Source organism: Leptospira semungkisensis (genome assembly GCF_004770055.1).
GTDB lineage: Bacteria > Spirochaetota > Leptospiria > Leptospirales > Leptospiraceae > Leptospira_B > Leptospira_B semungkisensis.
The window spans coordinates 170,946-189,714 of sequence record NZ_RQEP01000012.1 but is presented as its reverse complement, the minus strand read 5'-3'; the positions used below and the strand labels follow the sequence as shown (position 1 = coordinate 189,714).

At 42.6% G+C, this 18,769-nt stretch carries 18 protein-coding genes; 10 read left to right on the top strand and 8 right to left on the bottom strand.

From position 1 onward, the window contains the following. Positions 1 to 63: 63 nt before the first annotated feature. The 6 genes from EHO59_RS10475 to EHO59_RS10450 all read left to right on the top strand — a co-directional run bounded on the left by EHO59_RS10475 (position 64) and on the right by EHO59_RS10450 (position 5,579). Positions 64 to 678 (top strand): MotA/TolQ/ExbB proton channel family protein, encoded by a 615-nt coding sequence (locus EHO59_RS10475; RefSeq protein WP_135587670.1) that lies wholly within the window; start codon positions 64 to 66, stop codon positions 676 to 678. A 25-nt stretch (positions 679 to 703) separates the two neighbouring features. Continuing rightward, entirely contained in the window at positions 704 to 1,108 is a 405-nt protein-coding gene (locus EHO59_RS10470; RefSeq protein ID WP_135587667.1) for an ExbD/TolR family protein, read from the top strand. A gap of 13 nt (positions 1,109 to 1,121) precedes the next feature. Next, entirely contained in the window at positions 1,122 to 1,778 is a 657-nt protein-coding gene (locus EHO59_RS10465; protein WP_135587665.1) for an energy transducer TonB, read from the top strand. A gap of 145 nt (positions 1,779 to 1,923) precedes the next feature. Continuing rightward, on the top strand, positions 1,924 to 2,502 hold the full coding sequence (locus EHO59_RS10460) for an SCO family protein (protein WP_135587663.1): 579 nt from the start codon (positions 1,924 to 1,926) through the stop codon (positions 2,500 to 2,502). Between the two features lie 159 nt (positions 2,503 to 2,661). Further along, entirely contained in the window at positions 2,662 to 3,114 is a 453-nt protein-coding gene (locus tag EHO59_RS10455) for an LIC_20196 family exoprotein (RefSeq protein WP_135587661.1), read from the top strand. 107 nt (positions 3,115 to 3,221) lie between these two features. Continuing rightward, a complete protein-coding gene (locus EHO59_RS10450; RefSeq protein WP_425460230.1) occupies positions 3,222 to 5,579 on the top strand; it encodes a C1 family peptidase in 2,358 nt (785 codons plus the stop codon). Positions 5,580 to 5,610: 31 nt separating this feature from the next. Here EHO59_RS10450 and EHO59_RS10445 read toward each other — a convergent pair whose 3' ends face one another. From EHO59_RS10445 to EHO59_RS10420, 6 genes are all read right to left on the bottom strand, one after another. After that, the gene (locus tag EHO59_RS10445; protein ID WP_135587657.1) at positions 5,611 to 6,960 is read right to left on the bottom strand and encodes an EAL domain-containing protein; all 1,350 of its coding nucleotides are present in this window, start codon (positions 6,958 to 6,960) and stop codon (positions 5,611 to 5,613) included. Positions 6,961 to 7,038: 78 nt separating this feature from the next. Continuing rightward, positions 7,039 to 8,469 (bottom strand): UTP--glucose-1-phosphate uridylyltransferase, encoded by a 1,431-nt coding sequence (locus EHO59_RS10440; RefSeq protein WP_135587655.1) that lies wholly within the window; start codon positions 8,467 to 8,469, stop codon positions 7,039 to 7,041. Further along, positions 8,457 to 8,861 carry a hypothetical protein gene (locus tag EHO59_RS10435; RefSeq protein ID WP_135587653.1) on the bottom strand — a complete coding sequence of 135 codons (405 nt, stop codon included), beginning with the start codon at positions 8,859 to 8,861 and terminating at the stop codon, positions 8,457 to 8,459. Before EHO59_RS10435 ends, EHO59_RS10440 begins: the two co-directional genes overlap by 13 nt. A gap of 42 nt (positions 8,862 to 8,903) precedes the next feature. Further along, positions 8,904 to 9,449 carry a CsgG/HfaB family protein gene (locus EHO59_RS10430; protein ID WP_135587651.1) on the bottom strand — a complete coding sequence of 182 codons (546 nt, stop codon included), beginning with the start codon at positions 9,447 to 9,449 and terminating at the stop codon, positions 8,904 to 8,906. Positions 9,450 to 9,463: 14 nt separating this feature from the next. Next, on the bottom strand, positions 9,464 to 11,605 hold the full coding sequence (locus EHO59_RS10425) for a 7TM diverse intracellular signaling domain-containing protein (protein WP_135587649.1): 2,142 nt from the start codon (positions 11,603 to 11,605) through the stop codon (positions 9,464 to 9,466). A gap of 18 nt (positions 11,606 to 11,623) precedes the next feature. Continuing rightward, positions 11,624 to 12,823: a TraB/GumN family protein gene (locus tag EHO59_RS10420; RefSeq protein WP_135587647.1), complete on the bottom strand. Its 1,200-nt coding sequence runs from the start codon at positions 12,821 to 12,823 to the stop codon at positions 11,624 to 11,626. Positions 12,824 to 13,056: 233 nt separating this feature from the next. On the opposite strand from EHO59_RS10420, the gene EHO59_RS10415 reads away from it, so the two are divergent. From EHO59_RS10415 to EHO59_RS10400, 4 genes are all read left to right on the top strand, one after another. Further along, complete coding sequence (locus tag EHO59_RS10415; RefSeq protein WP_135587645.1) at positions 13,057 to 13,563, top strand: chemotaxis protein CheD; 507 nt, start codon at positions 13,057 to 13,059, stop codon at positions 13,561 to 13,563. Positions 13,564 to 13,569: 6 nt separating this feature from the next. Next, entirely contained in the window at positions 13,570 to 14,421 is an 852-nt protein-coding gene (locus EHO59_RS10410) for an HDOD domain-containing protein (RefSeq protein WP_135587643.1), read from the top strand. Further along, positions 14,418 to 14,957, top strand: coding sequence for a shikimate kinase (locus tag EHO59_RS10405; protein ID WP_135587641.1), 540 nt, complete (start codon positions 14,418 to 14,420; stop codon positions 14,955 to 14,957). The genes EHO59_RS10410 and EHO59_RS10405 overlap by 4 nt, the downstream gene beginning before the upstream one ends. Positions 14,958 to 15,186: 229 nt before the next feature. Then, entirely contained in the window at positions 15,187 to 16,080 is an 894-nt protein-coding gene (locus tag EHO59_RS10400; RefSeq protein ID WP_135587639.1) for a tyrosine-type recombinase/integrase, read from the top strand. Between the two features lie 4 nt (positions 16,081 to 16,084). On the opposite strand, the gene EHO59_RS10395 is transcribed toward EHO59_RS10400, so the two are convergent. Next, complete coding sequence (locus EHO59_RS10395; protein ID WP_135587637.1) at positions 16,085 to 17,485, bottom strand: MFS transporter; 1,401 nt, start codon at positions 17,483 to 17,485, stop codon at positions 16,085 to 16,087. A 1-nt stretch (position 17,486) separates the two neighbouring features. Further along, a complete protein-coding gene (locus tag EHO59_RS10390; protein WP_425460229.1) occupies positions 17,487 to 18,722 on the bottom strand; it encodes an alanine racemase in 1,236 nt (411 codons plus the stop codon). Positions 18,723 to 18,769 lie beyond the last annotated feature (47 nt).

Here is an 18,769-nt window from a genome sequence, read left to right as displayed (position 1 = left end):
GAACAAAAACAGAATGACTGGGATCATACCAGGCAAAAAATAGAATGTAGGAAGGATATCTGAATGAATTTTGAGAGTTTCATCGAGTACGGCGAATCAGCAGTATTCGTGATCATGATCATCGCGAGCATTCTCGCCATAGCAGTGGTGGTCGAAAGAGCTATCGTTTTTATTAAAAATACCAAAGATTCCAAACTCTTACTCACCGAAATCGTAGACACCGTTCGCAAAGGAGAACTTTCCGACGCGCATAAATTCACGGAGACTTATCCAGAAAATGTATACGCGAGATTCGCTAGCTTCTCCGCAGAACATTCCAAAAAAGGAAAAGAAAGTTTGGGAGAGCTGATGGAAGGAAAAGCCATCGGAGAAAGAGTAGAATTCGAGACCAGACTCTCCATTCTAAATACTCTTGGAAACAATGCTCCTTTTATCGGACTACTCGGAACAGTCTTCGGAGTGATCAATGCATTCTATCGTTTAGGAACACTCGGAAATACCGGAGCAGATGTAGTGATGAGAACCATCTCCACTGCCCTATTAGCAACTGCAGTAGGTTTGGCAGTGGCTATCCCTGTGGTTATGGCAAACAACTACTTCACTCGTAAGCTGAAGATCATCCAAGCGAATCTGGAAATCCTTTCCAGAGAATTCTTAGCGAGCGTCTCTCGGAAATAACTCCCGAGAATAAAAGGAGTAGAACATGGCAGGACAAAGTTCTTCCGGAGACGGCGAAGAAATAGGCAGCATTAATATCACACCGATGGTGGATGTTATCCTAGTGCTGTTGGTGATCTTTATGGTGACCGCAAACTTCTTAAAGAAGGAATCCATCAATATCAACTTACCTAAGGTGGATTCAGCCGATCCGAATGTGGCTCAATCCGTCCAGGTCGCACTTACTAAAGACGGCAAGATCATGTTAGAAGGGGCCGAGACCGACGGACCTCGATTGCAGGCTCAATTGCAAAGAGACTTGAAATTCAGGCCGAATATGAGGCTTACCTTATCGGCCGATTCTTCCATTCCATACGGAAGAATTGCTGAGACCATGGGCTTGATTCACAAGGCCGGAGTGACTAGGATCGCTTTATCAGTAAAAAGATAAATCGTAGACTCGGATGAACCAAGGCTTAGAAAAAATAAAAACCGCTACGATACAAAGGGTGAAGGAACTCACTCTTTGGGAAAGATGTTTATACGGCTCGATTGCCGCTCATATTCTTTCCTTCGGGATTTATTATATCGTCACTCATACAGACGTTTCCATCGTAGATTCAGAACAATTGGAAATGAATGTGGAAGTGGATATAGAGGACATTCCCCCTGAATTATTAGGAGGAGAGAATTCTCCCACTCATGTAGAAAAAGAAGAATGGGTAGAAGGCTCCAAAAAAGACGGAGAAGATCCTGACGAGGCCGAAATCGATCCGAACAAGCTAAGCGGCGATGGCACAGACAAAGATGGATTCTTGTACGCATTCTTAGGAGATAAACCTCCAGCGGCTATTATCGATTTCGATTTAAATGATTTCTTTCCGGAGAATGCAAAGGCACAAGGGATTTCTTACGCAGACATTACTCTAGAAGTACAAGTAGACGAGAGAGGAAACCTAGTCCAAGCTAAAGTGGTTCGATCTACTATCAAAGGATATGGCTTCGAAGATGCAGCCGTCAAGGTGGTGCGAATTGCGAGATGGAGTCCTGGTTATGCAAAAGGACGTCCTACAAGAATGAACCATAGAGTCCCGGTTCACTTCGAGTTGAGAGATAATTAATTTCCGACGTCATAAGTAAGGCAATTCTATCCAGAATTCCACTCTTGCTGTAAATTTTACTAGCAACATTCCATAAAAAATCAGGGCCTTATCCAAAGAATACTGCTGCGGTTTTAAGCCCCCTTGCGTCTCTTGTTCTTAGAGCATGGAATCAAATCGCTGGAAACTCTTCTTAACTGCAACGATCGCGATCCTACCTATACTCTTCCTTTTATTCCATAGAGATGCCAACATGGTATTCGCAGAGAAGGACGTTCCGAACGAGACTGTATTTTTGGGGAAGAACCAAGAATCCGTCTTACTCAAGAATGTTTTGAGCGGAAGACAAACTCTGTTGTATTTCGGTTTATTTGATTCTCCTGAGAGGAATAAGAAAGATCTTAGAAAATTCTTGGCTCATTTTCAGGAATCCGCTCCAGTAGGAACACAGTTCGTATTCATCACTTTAACGCCTGAGAAAGATCACTACGAGGATCTAAAGAATATCTTTGGGGAGTTCGGAGAGAAAATCGTATTCTTGAGCCCGAAAGGTTCTGGTGCCGCCATGGAGCTAGCGAGAGCATTCGGGATCCAAGCGTATATCATTCCCGAATTAGGAAGTATGAAATACCAACCTGCTTTGATCTGGGTGGATGATTCCCCTAAAATCCGGGCAATCTTTCCTCGTTTCTCAGAGCATCCCGATTCTATCAATATTCCTGAGTTGCTTGTACACGCAAAATAGTTCCAGCTTCTCCCACAAAAATCCGATCTAGTTTTCTTTTTCTGTAAAATTTTCATCTGCTCTTCTTCAACAATAGCGCGGAAAATCGTTGAAAAACCCGAGGATTTCGAAGTAGAGTGGAAAGCCGTGTTAAAAACTTGTTTCCCGGAGTGGCTTCCAATGCAAAGACAATTGCCTTTGGTATTCTTGGCTTTTTTACTGATTTTCATTCTTCCCTTATCCGCACTTACCCCTCCTCTTCCTTTAGAATCCCAGGTCAACGCCTCTAATTATATCGCGTTGGCTCGCCTCACTAATGTGAAGGAGAGTAAGATTTCTTCTAGCTCCATTTCGGTCACAGCGACTGTAGAAGTGATCAAGCCTCTAAAGGGTGGAAGCACCTTGCCTCAGAAGTTTGATCTAGCATTTTTAGTCTTTCCGGAACTTTTCGGGAAATGGCTGAAGGCAACTCCTCAAGAAGGAGAATATATACTTTTTCTAATAAAGAAAAAAGTAAAAGATAGCAAGGGGAACGAGTCGGAGACTATCGCTCTTTACGAGCCTCATCCTTACGCATTTCGAGAATACAGCAAAGAGCTGGAAGAAAAGATCCTATCCTACGTTAAGAACTAAGAAGGTAATACCGAATGAAATCGAATCTTCGCACAATATCCGTATTCACATTCCTATTTTTCGTTTTCGCATCGGGCCTATTCTCTCAAAGCCCTCCTTCTTTGGGAATGAAACAGGAACCGGCAGAACTGATCGCTTCCTTGAAAGAGGCAAACCCGTACAAGATTGCGCATAGAGGACTTCCCTCTTCCGTAGATCTTTCTTCTTTTATGCCGCCTGTAGGAGACCAGGGACAACAGAGTTCATGCGTAGCCTGGTCTACCGCATACGCAACGAAGTCCTACCAGGAATATATGGAGAGAAAGAACTCAGGCTGGAAGTTGAAAGATTCTTCAGGCTCTCCGAATTACTCTAATATTTTTTCTCCTGCATTCATCTATAATCAGATCAATGGAGGAAGGGATAATGGTTCTTTGATCTCCGATGCTATGCGTTTGGTAGTAGAGAATGGAGCGGCACCTTGGACCAGCATGCCATATAATCCGAACGATTATCTAACTCGTCCTTCTCAAGCTGCATTAAATACCGCTTCCAACTACAAGGCCAAGGAATTTCTGAGAGTTCGTCAAACGGATCCGACTGAGGTTAAAAACCAGCTCAATGAAGGAAGGCCTGTAGTAGCCGGAATTCTAGTTTATGAAAACTTTATGAACTTAAAAGGAGATCAGATTTATAAGGAAGGAATTGGCAAGACCTACGGAGGTCATGCAATTGCGATTATAGGATATGATGATTCCAGAGGAGCATTTAAGTTCATTAATTCTTGGAGCACTCAATGGGGAGACAATGGATACGGTTATATAGACTATAAGTGGTTCTCCAAGATCTGCCAATCTGCATTCGTAATGGTGGATGAAACGGCTCCCGCCAGCACTACTACCGCGACGAATACCGCAGATACAAGCACTACGACTACAACAACCACGGATAATATCCTTCCGCCGGCTACTGATACAAAGCCTGTGCCTCCTGAGAAAGTAAAACCCCTTCCTCCAAAAGAGATCTCAGCCTCCCAAGGTTCTTTCTCCGATAAGGTAATCTTGACCTGGGAATCGATCCCACTCGCAATCGGTTATGAGATCTACAGAAAGGGTTCTGGAGATTCTTCCTTTTCCAAGATCGGACTTTCTCAAACAAACGGATTCACCGACGACGGAGTACAAAAGGACTTCGCATATTCCTACAAGATCGCTACTTTAACCGACTCCGATTCTTCGGATCTATCCAATGGAGATGTTATCGGTTACGCAAAAACGGAAGAAGCTAAGGCTCCACCTAAGGTAGTAGGAGTAAAGGCAAGCCAAGGGCAATTCTCCAACAAGGTAGATTTAGTCTGGGAAACCATTGATGGAGTGACTGATTACTCCGTTTATAAATGGAGCGCAACTCAGAAGAAATACCTATCTATCGGAAAGGCAAAGGCTTCGACTTATTCGGACAATGGAGCTGCAAAGAACGGAGTTACCGAATTCTATGTAATTGCAGCAACAGGGAACGGAAAAACCGGAGAGGCCTCAGACGCAGCTTCCGGCTTTACGGCGAAGCTTACAGCAAAGCCTTCTAAACCTACTGGCCTCAAGGCTACGAAAGGATTATACAATAGTAAAATAGAATTGCATTGGCAAAAGGTGGCCGGTGCTTCCAAGTACGTGATCTATCGATACAATATCACGGGGATCTTTGGAGGAGGAGCCTGGGCCAAACTTGCAGAAGAGCCTAGAGAAAATTTCATAGATGAGAAATTATCCGGACAATACGCGTTCTATGCAGTGGCCGCAGTCAATAAAGACGGTCTATCAGGACCATTCTCTGATTATGCTTACGGGTACATCGATCCAAACAAGCAAAGAGGAGCCAAATTACCTTCTCCTGAAAATCTGAAAGGAAGCACGGACGCAAAGGCCGGCAAGATATCTTTGAAATGGGATCTGGTGAAAGGCGCAAATGAATATTACGTTTATAGAAAGAAAAGAGGCTCCTCTTCTTGGGACTTCCTTTCATCCACAAACGATAAAACATCAGCATATACAGCGGACATCCCTGAAAAAGAAACATTATATCTATACTCGGTCACAGCGAAAACGGATCTCGGAGGAGAAAGTGATCGTGCAAATCCTATCTCCGCAGTTCTCTCCAAGGCCAAACCCGCGGCTGCAATGCGATCTTTCGGCGGTGATTCTAGTTTAGAAAAATTTAAAGGACCATGGACTGCTATGGCCTGGGACGGATCTAAAGGAGTCAATCAAGTCCTTTTAGAGATCGAGAGCCAGGACAACGTGAACTACGTAGTGAAATTCAATAAACAGAAAATCTTCGAAGGAAGATATGTGGAGAACAGTCCGATCATCGATAAAGAAGGAAAATTTAAGATCGAGATCGAGAACTCTGGAGATGCACTACAAGTTACTCTGAAGGACAACGGGATTATCAATCAAAAGTCCACGTTAAACTTCCTGAAGGAGTAAGGAATTTTGCAGGGGGTGAGACAACGCCCCCTTAAAACAGATCTAGATCTCTTGCTAAAACGAAAATATTTCCGACACCTTTCAATCTTTCCGTTAACTCCGGAGAACTTAAGATCTTGGTAACCGCAGTTTCAGGAAGCTTCTGCATTTCCTTAAAACGATCCTTATAATCTTCTATCCAGATCTTTCTACAGAAAAGGTTGGCTTGGAAATAATAAACTTGGTGAGTGATCAGGAAGTTCAGGGAATCGATATCTTCCAAAGCTTCCGCAGTGATGATCGCTTCTCTGTTATCGGATAATCTTCTGCAATAATCGATGAATGCAAGGTTGTCCAAGAATTTGGTAAGGTCCTGGTCGGCTTTGAACTTAAAGCTGATCGGATCGAGTTTAAACTCTTTGATCATTTCTCCCAGATCCAAAACAACCTGATGGCTTTGGCTCTTCACTCCGAAGTCGTCCGCCGCAAAGCTAATCCCAAAATTCCAGAACCTTCTGCACACCGACTTTAGAGTGGCTTCGGATTCCTCGTATGGTTTTTCGATCAGCTCCATACGGATATTCTGAGGGTTCAGATTTTGCTTCAGCAAGAGTTCGTGGAATCGGGTTACCTTCTCATCTGTATCAAATGTATCGATCAGCGTTTGAGGAGAAATATTAAATTTCAAAAGTCCAGGAGAACCGTTGCAGGACATGATCAATTTCTCTATGATGAGAAGTTCGATCCGATTTAGATCCTGGTCATGAGGAATGTCCCGGATCAAATCCGAATAACCTGCATAGGCCTCACCGCCCACGAAAACCTCTCCCCCTTTCATGGAGAAAGTATGGTCCCTATGATTATAATGAATGATCGGCTGAATCACCGCGTCCGGGCGTTCATTCGCGAAATAATCGTTTACTCGATTGAGGTAGGTCCAGCTCCAACGAACAAGATTGTCCTTCAGATTCTTTAAGGAAGAAGAGTCCAGCTCCCTAAAAATCTCTTCGACATAGGAAATAAAATTGCATTGGGTTCTACCGATCCCGAAATCAAAGTTCATTGTTCCGGTGCGTACGGAATGATCATGGAACCTTCCCATAGCAGCATCGAAATTTGCAAGATTCTCCATCCCGGAATGATCCAAAGGAGCAACTCCGATCAGCAGATTCTTTTTATCCCCATAGGCATAGTAACGGAACAGTTCTCGATGAGAAGGTTCTATATCCGCAATTCTTTGAGGGATCAGTTGGATGAACTCCACTAAGGAGATCGTAGAGATATTCTGAAAGCGAAGGAGGAAGATAGGCTTCCCACGATTTTCATTTATGAATACCGTCTTAAACTGCTCGAGATCCCCCATATCGAAGGATCTTAATTTTAAGTCAGAGGTATCTGTCATTTCGTTTGAAGCATGAATTGGCATAGGGACGGACTTGCAAGCGCAATCCCGTGGACTGGATTTTAAACGACTGTTGTTTTATGTAAAGCGGAATCGCAAACTCTCATTTACAATCCTTTCCTTGCCCAATTCAGACAACTTTCTTTGTCCAGGACCAGGATTTACTAGAGTGATATCTCCTTCCATAATTACTTTCGTATCAAACAAAATATCTCCCTCTACTTTTAGAGAGGTGCAGCGCACTAAAGAAGGGATGACCTGCATCCTTGCATTGAAGTCTCCCACTTTCTTATAATATGATTCGTCCAGAGAAACTACTAGCTCCGCAAGCCCTTCTTTCTTTCTGTCTTGGGACATGGTAACTGAGAAATCATGATTTAAGGAATACGCGTCTGAACGACGCACTAGATAATCCTCGCATTTCTTTACTGGAGCAAATCTATCTCTAGGAATAATAATGCCCTTTGCCTTAGAAAAGTTTTGGATAGCAGAGCCCATTGCAGTTTCTAATTGTAGGACCTCCTTCCCTTCTACCTTCTTCGGGTTCACGATCAAGGAGAGTCGAAACTTATCAGCAAGCAGTTTCTCTTTTAGAACATCCAATCGGATCCAAAGATTATTAGTAGAGAATGTTCTAAACTTTCCTAAGCCTTCGAACTCATGCATATATTCCGTTGGGACCTGCGCAGTTTCCAGCAATTGTAAGTTCTTCTTTTCTTTGCCTACTACCCTTCTGAAGATTGCTCCCCCTTTTTTGTCGGCGAGAGTTTTTGGAGTCATCTCCATACAGAATTCTAAATCTTCTTTCAGAATATATTCTAAGATACCAGCGTGAACTGTAGCTCCTAAATTATCCCCATTGGAAACGAATGCTACCTTATACCCTTTCTCTAAGAGTTGGTCCAAGAGCCCAGTTTCCAAAAGAGTAAACCAGATATCTCCGTGGCCAGGAGGGCACCATTCTTCATTCTTATCCTTTTGCGTTTCGAGAGGAATTAAATTTGGAACAACAAGCCTCGGCACCTTATGCTGCAAAAAGCTCATCGGATAATCTTGAGTGAAGCCTATCTTTTTCAATTCGGCCAGACTTTGCTCTTGTGTGCTGAAACTATCCATCAGCACAAGAGGAACTTCCAAATTGTATTGCTCTCGAATATGACCGATCTGTCTGCAGATGATCTCTAAAAAAGACATTCCATCCTTGATCTCTATCAAGGATTTCGGGCCAGAAAGACCCATACTAGTCCCGAGCCCACCATTCAATTTAATTACAACTAATTGATTTAGATAAGTAGGATCTCCTACATAAGAAGATTCTATCTTTTCTAAGGAGATCTCATCAGAAGAAGGATCCAGATCCCCAACTTCTTCCCATTTTACGATCCCAGTCTCTCCGTTGCGGACTTCTTCTATCTTGGAAAGAAAGTCGGAGATAAATTCGGAAGATAGTCCTTCTACTTCCATCTTCTCTCGTATCAGTTTTTCGGATTCGGCAATCATCGGATCCATCTTATAATTCCTTTCGCATCATATATTTCATCAAACTCGCCCAATTCAATCGTATATTTGTCCTCATCGGAGGACGGATCATAGATCAATTTGAGTTTCACTTCTCTTCCGCCTTCCTTCTGAACTGCCTTCTCCCCTTCCTCCGAATAAAGAGGAAGAAATACTACGAAGGAATAGATATATACTGACTTCTTGGAATTTTTTCTATAATAGAGCACACCCTTTCCAGCCAGATCCCTTTTCAAGATCTTTGTATAAGGCACCGGAAAGGTTTTGTTCCAAGTAGAAAGAAGTGTCTTGTCCATTTCGGAATGTCTATGGACTTCCGAATACAAATCGGTTACAAGGATCAGAAAAAATCCAAATAGGAATAAGCGAAGAAGAGACTTCATAAACCGTCTAGACAGCTTGAGAGACCGAGTCTATCCTTCAAGTTATTTAATGGATTCTTTATATTTAGAGTAAGTGTCGTCGTCGGAATCGAATAGTATGTCCGCAGTCGCGCAGATCACTCCTCCCAAAGAAACGATCCGAATATTTAAAAGGAAAACCTGATCTTGGAATACTATCTGGCCTAGCGTCAAATATTCCGCTCCGGATAATTTTCCGGCAGATACGATCTGATCGCTCAGCACCAATCCGGTTTCTTGGAAAGTCTGCTCTCCGATCACCTGATTCAATCTATCTCTTTCTAAAAGAATGAACGTCTTAGGATCGAATAATTCTTTGCTCAAACGGTCCGAGATCATTCTCCCCAATTGGGAACTCTTTCCTTCTTCGTTGATAATGTCTAGAATTCCGAGCCTTGCAGGCAATTTTCCTCCCTGAGCCTTGAGAGAAGATAGAAACTGGTATCTAAGTTCAGAAGCAATGGTTGCCGCTGCCGCATTCGGATCTTTTGCCTTTGGTCTAGTTCCTTGACCGGAAGCACAGTTTGCGAATAAGAATAAGGAAACAAGAAGAGCGATGCTATTTTTCATTTTAGAACCCAATATTAAAAATACTTAATTAATGTGACCTGATTTCCGGAACTATTGAATTTTACCAGATCGAATGTAGAAAGGGTCAAGGTCAATCCTCTACCATGGGTGATCCCTTCCGAGTTCAATTTGTCCATGCTGCTTTTCATCAATCTGGCATGATTGAATCCTTTTCCTTCATCCGTAATCCGAACTCCAAGTCTATCTCTGGAAAGAGAATATTCCACCTTAACTTTCTTGGATTTATAGTAAGGATCCTTTTGCCTTTCCTGCACAAACCTAAAATAGCTTCCGTCCGACATGGCTCTTGTCTTCTCTTCGAAACTGATGTTCAAGTTTCCATGCTCGATCGCATTGATGATCATTTCTCTCAAGCAATTTCGGATCGCTGTAATCGTGCCCGGATCGGTGAATCTATATAGATTAGTAGTCATTCTCTGGCTAAGAAGTTCCGCATTCTGCAGATAATTATTCGCAGAATAAACTGTCTTCTCATCATCCACGAACCTGGACATCAAATCCTGATCCGGCTCATAGGCTCTTCCTAGAATCTCTCTTTGTCCCTCATATTCCAGGATTTGGAATTGGATCTGCAATTCCTTCGGTTCTCTCAAATATTTCTGTAGGAACTCCGCTAGGAAACGGACTGGTTTTCCTTCTGAGGCAAGCTCTTCTAGTTTTTCGAGAACGTATAATTTCTTATACGCATCCTGTAATTCTCCTGCCTTATAGATCAGCTCCATGAAATTCTTTCCGACTACTTCTTGGGGCTTGAACCCGATATGCTTGGAGACGGAGCGGTTGGCAGCGAGCACATTCCAGTTTTGATCTAAGGAGAAAAGAAAATCCTCTTCTGCTTCGAATAAGCTCCTGTATTTTGCCTCTGATTCTTCGGCCTCTGTTCTTATTCTACCAAGTTCGTTCACTCTAGATGTAAGCTCATCCGAGAGTCCTTTGATCCTGTCTGCAAGTCCCAAGGACAATAAGCTTACTTCCATCACGGAACCGACTTGGATCCCCCAAAGTGTGAAAAAATTATTAGGAAGGATGCCGAAGGATTTCAACCCGAAGAGAAAACTGAAGAATAGAAAGAATGACCAAGCTAAAAGAAAATACTTCGCCTCTCTTCTGCCGGCGAGCAAACATTGGATCCCGTTTGCGATCAAGAACCCCAAGGTCACAAACATCAGTATTAGGCTCGCCATGATCGCGGTCCTGTACTCCCAAAGAAAGAGGGTCGAGAACATTCCGAATCCGCTTAATCCGAATAAAACATAGTACACTCGGGAAGTCTTTGGAGTATATTCCACAGCGTTTAAAAAGGATCTGCCGAAGGCACTGCCTGCTAAAAGCACCGTAAAGATCGAGAAAGGAAGACTATAATTCGCCCAAAGAACGGAGTTTCTCCAGAGATATTGAAAAGACAAACCGTTCAATGTGAATTGGAATAAGATATAAGACAATATATATAAAACATAATATAGATAGCTTTTATCTCTGGTAGAAAATAGTAGAAAAAGATTATATACTACCATGATCAACATGGACCCGTAGTATAATCCTAAAAACAGCTGCTCTAAGAACGCATGCTCGGTGAATTCTCCTTTTGTAAATACCAGAAAAGGAAGTAGAATGGAGCTTGAGCTTGCGATCCTAAAATAGATCTCTCTAACGGATCCAGGTCGATCCGTGAATGGATACGCGAAATTCCTATGTTCAATCGGACGAAATCCGAATTCTCTCATATCTCCGGAACGATTGACCGCGTTTTCCGATCTTCTTCCGGAATACATTTCTACATAGTCTAACAAAGCATAATCGATCTCAAGGATCCAATCGATACTTCTGTCCGTTTCGTTCTCCGTTTCGATCTTTACCCAGATCGCCGCTTGCGAATAGCCTAGACTATTGTGACCTAGCTTTTTAGATTCACCTCGATCAAACGCCTTAACGATCTCGAAGAAGGGTTTCTTGCCTGTTTCGTCTATATAAACGGAAATATAAGGGAGTAAGGAGATCCCGTGCATCTCCTTCTCCAGGGGAAATCTCTCCTGATTTTCTTTAGAATACAGTTCTTGGTTAGATAGAAGGAAGGAAAGAAAACCGAATCCTAAAAACAATAAGCTTGTGACCCGAGATTGTTTTTCTTTCCGCATAGTTTTTCCGATCTCCGATCAGGAGAAGAAGCTGCCAAAGATCTGAGGGATCTTATCAATGATCTGCTTGGATACAATGAAGGTCCCGATACTGCTTCCGATCTGAGGCAAAGTAAATACGAGGAAAATTCGTATCACATTATTCTTCCAATATCCACGAAAACTTTCGGTATCTTCTCCGATCTTTTCAAAATCTTCCACCAAGGGTTTGCGAAGCCAAGACTCGGAAAGTGCCGCAAGCCAACCTGGCTTGATGATCGGGTTGAAATTCCCGATAGGCGCCGCGATGAATGCGAGTAGAATAGAGATCGGATGAGCGAGGGCAATCATTGCACCAATTGCCGCGAGACTTCCCTTGACTAGAACCCATCTGACTAGAAATTCTTGTCCTTCTTCTTTTCCGCCATGCCAATAGACAAAGCCAAAAGCACTCAGTATCAATGCGGGGAATAGAATGGGTCGGATCACGTCCCAAATGCTTTTCTTTGGTAGGATGTCCAATGGAGAGATATCCCGATCTTCGGTGATATTCTTCATGATCCCTTCTAAGTGACCTGCTCCTACGACAGCAAAGATCTTTTTGCCGTCGGTCGCCTGTTCTCTGATCCTTTGCGCAAGATAGGCGTCTCTTTCGTCTATGATCACATTTTTTACGGAATGATAGCGGCTAGGCAACTGAGAGAATAGATCCTTGAGCACATCGTCGGATTTCATTTCCTCGATCTTCTCAGGCGCAACTTCTTCCTTATAGATCAGGGAAGTAAGAAGAGTGGAGAATAAAAGCATGCGGCTCCAAAAGCCCACATTCCACCAGGCTCTCTTGAGAGTGACCGAGATCTCTCTGTCGACAGGAGCGATCTTTGCTCCTATTTTGCCGCCCTCTTCGATCGCCTTGCGCATCTCGTCTCCGGGACGGATATTTCCATTGCCCAACTTCTTCTGGAAGGAAGAAAGGATGAGACTGGAAAGAAGAAGCCACATCTTTCTTTCCTTGAAGACCTTGAAAATGTCTAATTTCTTCCAATGATCCGGATCCAATACGGATCTCATTCTGGACTGACAGAGTTCTACGCAGACTGTATCTGGTTTTTCTTCTTGGATGATCTTGGATACTGCATCTATGCTTTTCTGGCTAATATGAGCCGTTCCTAGAATTATGACGGAGGAACCGTTGAGCTTTAGAGTTCGGATCGGTTCGGATGAGACGGTTGCTTGCACTGGAAATCGATTTCCTTTCTGTTTCCATACAGTTTCCCTTCCCCTCCGAGACTTGAAACTCTATTTTTGATAAATCTAAGGGATTTCCTCTTGGATTTTTTACGATCCAGATCGTCACATAATTCGGATCAAACATCTGAACTTTTCCAGGAAAAAGATTTGATGTAAGCCTCGGGACCGGGAAATACTTGTTCGGTCTATTCTTCATCCGATACGGGAAATGAATTTGAAACATGCTCAGTAAGGACGCAAAAATTATAAACGTCGGGATCGCGGATATTCAAATCGGGCAATCTCCCTCCGTGATCCGCACAACCTTAGGATCTTGCATAGGAGTCGTATTCTATGCTCCTGAAAAAAAGATCGGAGCCATGGCGCATATCATGCTTTCCAAGGATTCTTCCGGAAAAGATTCCTCTAAGAACCCTTTTAAATATGCGGATACCGCACTTCCCCAACTCGTTAAAAAAATGGAAGAGTTGGGTTGCACTAAGGGAGAATATTACGCTCGTTTATTCGGTGGAGCGTCGATGTTCAAGGGAATGAACTCCAGCTTCTTGCAAAATATTGGTGATTTGAACGTAAGCGTAGCAAAAGAATTTTTAGATAAAGAGAAAATAACGTTACTCGTAGAAGAAGTGGGCGGGCATGAAGGTAGGACGATCAGTCTCTACTTGGACGACGGTAGGATCCTCTTGAAGAAAGGCGGATTCGAAAAATACCTCTATAAGGTCAGGTAGGCGGAAATGAAAGAAAAGATAGACCAACTTTTTGAAAACGAAGCCCAGCTCCCTAAGATCTCTTCCGTGGTCACCAAAGTCATGGAAATGGTAGGCAAACCGGATGTCGTCATCGCGGATCTTGCTAAGGAGATTTCTAAGGATCCTGGCCTTACTGCGGCAGTGATCAAGCTTTCCAACTCGGCATACTTCCGTCCTACCAAACCAGTTAAGACTGTGCAAGAATCTCTCATGACTCTCGGAATTAAGACAGTAAGAGAGATCATTCTTCTAAACGAAACAAAAGGGATCCTCAAAAAAGAACTGAAAGGATATCAGGTAGACGGAGAATCCAACTGGCTGCATTCCTTAATTGTTGCCGAGCTCGCTATGAGAATAGCAGTCCAGAAGAAGCTTAAGATAGACAAGGATGTTGTCTTCACTGCAGGACTTCTTCATAATATTGGCAAGGTGATTCTTTCCGAATTCTTCCCCACTGTACTCATGCAATTTAGAACAGAATTGCAAAACTATGAGGGTCCATATACGGAGTTAGAGGCCAAATTCTTCGGTTATACACACCAAGAAGCTGGCGCCAAACTACTGACTAAATGGAATTTCCCTCAAGAATTGATCGAAGTCGCAAGCTTCTATACTGAGCCTGAAAAGGCAGTCCACTTCCCTGAATTAGTTGCCGTTGTCCATATCGCGAATTGTATCGTGTTAGTTGGTGGAATGGGAATTGACATCGGAGGTTTACGAATTCCACTTTCTCCTAAAGCCTTACAAATTGCGGGCGTGACGGAGGGAGACTTACAGATGTATTATACTCTTCTGCCCGAAATGGCTAAGCATATAGAAGAGTTAATCTCAGTTTGAAAAATATCGCTCTTGTCGGTCCCAGAGGGGTCGGAAAATCCAAGATTTCTCGTAAATTATCCAAACTCACAGGAAAGCCGGTCTTATCTACGGATATGATCGCAGTCTATCTGACTGGCGGCTTATCGATTCCTGATTTTGTAAAATCCCATTCTGGAAATTGGAAACCTTTCCGGGACTTGGAGTATGAGATCCTACAACATGTTGCTTCTTCTCAAAGTCTCATCTTGGATTGTGGTGGAGGCATTCTATTCGATCAGGATGAATCCGGTAAAGAAGTAGTAAGCGAGAGAAAGGTTCGTATCCTAAAGGATAATGCTTTTGTTATCTCCTTATCTAGAAAATCCGAATACTTAGTCGAAAAGATCCAGAACGATCCGACTCGACCTCCTTTAAGTTCAGTTCTATCTTATAAAACAATTTTGGAATCCAGACTACCTCAGTACAGAGCGCATTCGGACATTCAAATTGCCCTAGATGACCGCAGCGTAGAAGAAGTTTGCGAAGAAATACTACGCAGATCCGGTTGGGCCTAATATAAAAAGGGCGATCTGCCCTTTTGTTGAACTTACAAGTTTTAAGACTTATAGTAAAATCAGAAATATCTTTACGACTTTCTAATTAGATCAGAACCTTCGTATTACCGGATATGGAATGATTCCAGATCCCGAGAGATTCGAAGAGTGTAAATCTGCTCTTTGATCATCCTCTCGCCGCCAGGGGAAAAAAAGATAAAAATGATAAAGATAGAACTAGAGGTCCGACATGATAGAAACGGAGGTCCCGAGGAAGAATAAAGCTTCCTTCGAGAAACTTATCAAAGTTATTCGGCAGAGAAATTATAAGAAAGCTACCGAATACACGTATCTTAGATACAATCTCGACTTCCTTTTATTCGCGGACAAGCCCGCGGAGAAAGTAGTCACCAAGGATATTGAGAAGTACATCGAGCATTTGCGTAAGAAGAAGGTTTCTTCTTCTACTATTCAGATCAATATCAGCTCTTTGAAAATGTTCTTCGAAGAAGTTTTGGATATGAATGTATTCCAAGACTTCAGAAGACCTGCCAGAGAATACAAGACTCCTAAGGTTTTAAGCCAAAAAGAGATCTCTATTCTTTTGGATTCCGCTTCCGAATCGAATCGGTCTCATCTCCTTTGCGCGCTCGCCTATTTTGGCGGATTGCGAGTTGGAGAGATCATTCGTTTGAAATGGGGTCAATTCGATCTAACTAAAAAGACGATCAAGGTGGATTCTCCTATTCCTACGCAAAATAGGATCGTTTTCATGGATTCCGAACTTCAGAAAGTTTTGAAGAAGTTTGAGAAGGAAGTGGGAACTGAAAAGTCCGCTTTCTTATTTCCAGGAAAGTATGAGGGAACTCATTTAACTTCTCGTAACGTGGAAAGATTGGTAGGTGATTTGGCTAAGACTGCAGGGATCAAGACCCAAGTAACGTTATTTACTCTTCGTCATAGCCGTGCAATTCACCAATTGGCCGAAGGCAAGAGTTTAGAAGATATCAGGGATTTTCTGGGCCATAAGAGTCTGGCTACGACGGAAAGTTATCTTCCGATCAGAAAGAACCTTCGTCCTCAAGTTAGGCAGAAGCATATCCAAGACGCTCTGAAAGAGATCAAGAGAAAGTATAAGTATTGAGATTTTAGCCGGCGGAAACGCCGGCCTTTGCGTTCTTTCGGATAATACGCTTGCGTACCAAGAGATCCTGGATCCTTTTATGAGTTTCAGGCGTAAGCTGTAACCTAGAGAATATTAAAGATCCTGCAATAAAGAATCCCCCCACCACTGGCCCGAACAAGATGGTCAAATTTTGACCCAAAGAAGGATCTTGCACTGCAGAACCTTCCTTGTAGCCAATCTCTTCTAAGAGAAAACCTAAGCAGGCGAATCCGATCGCTCTTACTACTTTAGTAGCCATTTTCCAAAATCCGAAATAGGCCCCTTCTCTCTTTTCTCCTGAGATCAACTCATCATAGTCCACTATATCTGCAACCAAGGAATCAAAGAGAAGAATAGAACCGGCAAAGAATCCCCCAAAGAACGCTGCGATCAATGGAGCCTCGTAGGATCCGGGAGGAAGATTTGGATATAAGACAACGGTCATGACTCCGAGCAAAAAACTTCCCCAGAAAGCAGGCCATTTCTTGCCGAATCTCTTGGCCAAATAGACCCAAAGAGGAATAGAAACAATCAGAAAGAATACAAATGGAAGAAGGATACGTACAACTACTTTAGAATCTTCTAATAATAATCTTTGCTTATAGTACAATAGTCCGATCGAAGAATTCAATGTTCTAGCAAAGGTTGCCACTATGAATGCCAATAGAAGAGGCCTAAAGAATCTGTTCTTTAAGATGGAACGAGTGGACTGAAAAAATGCGGAGAAGCTTCCGGAAACTATATGATCCGGATCCTTCTTCCATTTTTCCAAAGGCTTGTCCTTTCCCCTTGTGGAAAAATAAGAAAGGACAGATACAAAGATCAGAAGCTCTCCCACGATCAGTGCAGAGGCACTCCTTGAGTTGAAAAGATTAGCCCCCGCTCCTACCCAAAGAGCAGGCAAGAGTAAACCAGTCAATAAACCCAAATTGGCGAAGAATAATCTCCATCCAAAGATCTGATTTCTTTCTTCACTTTGAAACGTGAGTTCGCCACCTAGAGCAATATGAGGCACTGCGATGATGGTCATAAATGTATTCACCAGGAAATACAAGGAGAGAAGATAGATAAACTTTGCGATTTGAGATTCTAAAAATGGAGGAGTGAATAAAAAATAAGTCCCTATTCCTAGAAGCAATCCTCCTAAAAGAATATAAGCTCTCCGTCGGCCGGTGCTGAAACCAGTACGATCCGAAATAAAACCCATGATGGGATCGCTGATTGCATCCCATAGAATTGCGATCAGCATCGCCAATCCGAACAAGGAAGGCTTCAGACCTATTACGGAAACGTAAAATTCCAAAAGATAGATCTGCGCCATGGTCTCTACCGCAGTAATACCCATCTCCGCGGAAGCATAGCCTGCAATTGTTCTTATTTTCATTTTAATTAATAAAGCATTTCCATATACCGGAGAGTTTATTTCCCCGCAATAGATGGATTTCTCCCATCTCCGCCATGACCTTTTCACTTTGAGTAGGCCGGAAGAATACGTAATCATCCGGTTCTAGCTTTGTAGCCTTAGATCCGTTCAGAATACTTTGGTTCGTACTGGAACCGAATAAGGAATTATCCTGTAATCCCTTAGGCGATTCCTTCTTAGCGGAATAAGCTCCACCGTAGATAAAATAAGTCACTTCTTGGTTCGGGTCCCAAAGAGGAAACAAGAAGGATATAGATTCCAAGAATGGGATTTGAGTACCTTCTAGTTTTTTTAAAACAGGAGTCGCTATGAAGACAGCAGGAGTATGTTCCTCCAAACTCTCGACATCAAAGTCTGTAGGCTTTACTAAGGCGGAACCTAAAGAGAGATCATTGACCACTCCTAAATGTTTTTGATAGAACTTGTAGGTCTTGCTTCCTCCTCCGTTAAAGGTCAGATCGGAAGTAAAGAGCTTTGGATATTTACGTTTTCCTAATTCTATATGAGAAGAATATCTTTGCAGAGACTCACCCAACGCTTCCTCCATGGCTGCAATTTTATCTCTAAAAATCGTAGGCACGGAGGCCACATGAGGCTCATAGCCCATATATCCGGAAAAAGAAAGACGATCCGAATTCTCTTGGATCAGATCCAAAGCTTGCAGAGAAGCTTCCGGATTGGGGAATCCTCCCCTATGAAGACCTATATCTATTTCCAGATTGAGTTTTAATTTTAGATCCTTCTTCTTAGCAAACTCCAAATACTGTTCTATTCTGGTAGAAGTGTCTAAAAGCCATTGTACTTTTTGAAAGTTTTCTTTTTTCGTTCTGGAGTAGATCTCAGAAAGAGCTGCAACCGGCATCGGCTTTCCTAAGAGTATATCAAACTTTTGGAATTCAGGATCATTCAGAAGCATAACCAAATCTCCTGAGTGAAAGACCATAAGCCTACGAGAACCTGTTTCTCTTACGATATATCTGAGTAGATCCAAAGAAGGAAGTGATTTCACCACAACTCTATATTGCAAAGGAGGCTGGATCTTTTCCTTTAATACTTTGAGATTTGCATCCAATCGATCCAGATCTAATAGCACGATCGGCTTGCCCGGACCAGAAGATCTTAATTCTTGATTCAGTTTTTGAAAGTAATCTGAATATACTGCTCCGTTATCCTTGGGTTTAACTACGAAAGCAGCGATAACTGCGAGTGGTAATAGCCAAAGGAACTTTTTTTTAGAACTTTCTT

What these genes read in the sequence shown, in the direction of transcription:
- EHO59_RS10475 (WP_135587670.1), top strand. Translation starts at nt 64, where the DNA reads ATGAATTTTGAGAGTTTCATCGAGTACGGCGAATCAGCAGTATTCGTG.
- EHO59_RS10470 (WP_135587667.1), top strand. Translation starts at nt 704, where the DNA reads ATGGCAGGACAAAGTTCTTCCGGAGACGGCGAAGAAATAGGCAGCATT.
- EHO59_RS10465 (WP_135587665.1), top strand. Translation starts at nt 1,122, where the DNA reads ATGAACCAAGGCTTAGAAAAAATAAAAACCGCTACGATACAAAGGGTG.
- EHO59_RS10460 (WP_135587663.1), top strand. Translation starts at nt 1,924, where the DNA reads ATGGAATCAAATCGCTGGAAACTCTTCTTAACTGCAACGATCGCGATC.
- EHO59_RS10455 (WP_135587661.1), top strand. Translation starts at nt 2,662, where the DNA reads ATGCAAAGACAATTGCCTTTGGTATTCTTGGCTTTTTTACTGATTTTC.
- EHO59_RS10450 (WP_425460230.1), top strand. Translation starts at nt 3,222, where the DNA reads ATGAAACAGGAACCGGCAGAACTGATCGCTTCCTTGAAAGAGGCAAAC.
- EHO59_RS10445 (WP_135587657.1), bottom strand. Translation starts at nt 6,960, where the DNA reads ATGACAGATACCTCTGACTTAAAATTAAGATCCTTCGATATGGGGGAT.
- EHO59_RS10440 (WP_135587655.1), bottom strand. Translation starts at nt 8,469, where the DNA reads ATGGATCCGATGATTGCCGAATCCGAAAAACTGATACGAGAGAAGATG.
- EHO59_RS10435 (WP_135587653.1), bottom strand. Translation starts at nt 8,861, where the DNA reads ATGAAGTCTCTTCTTCGCTTATTCCTATTTGGATTTTTTCTGATCCTT.
- EHO59_RS10430 (WP_135587651.1), bottom strand. Translation starts at nt 9,449, where the DNA reads ATGAAAAATAGCATCGCTCTTCTTGTTTCCTTATTCTTATTCGCAAAC.
- EHO59_RS10425 (WP_135587649.1), bottom strand. Translation starts at nt 11,605, where the DNA reads ATGCGGAAAGAAAAACAATCTCGGGTCACAAGCTTATTGTTTTTAGGA.
- EHO59_RS10415 (WP_135587645.1), top strand. Translation starts at nt 13,057, where the DNA reads ATGCTCAGTAAGGACGCAAAAATTATAAACGTCGGGATCGCGGATATT.
- EHO59_RS10410 (WP_135587643.1), top strand. Translation starts at nt 13,570, where the DNA reads ATGAAAGAAAAGATAGACCAACTTTTTGAAAACGAAGCCCAGCTCCCT.
- EHO59_RS10400 (WP_135587639.1), top strand. Translation starts at nt 15,187, where the DNA reads ATGATAGAAACGGAGGTCCCGAGGAAGAATAAAGCTTCCTTCGAGAAA.
- EHO59_RS10395 (WP_135587637.1), bottom strand. Translation starts at nt 17,485, where the DNA reads ATGAAAATAAGAACAATTGCAGGCTATGCTTCCGCGGAGATGGGTATT.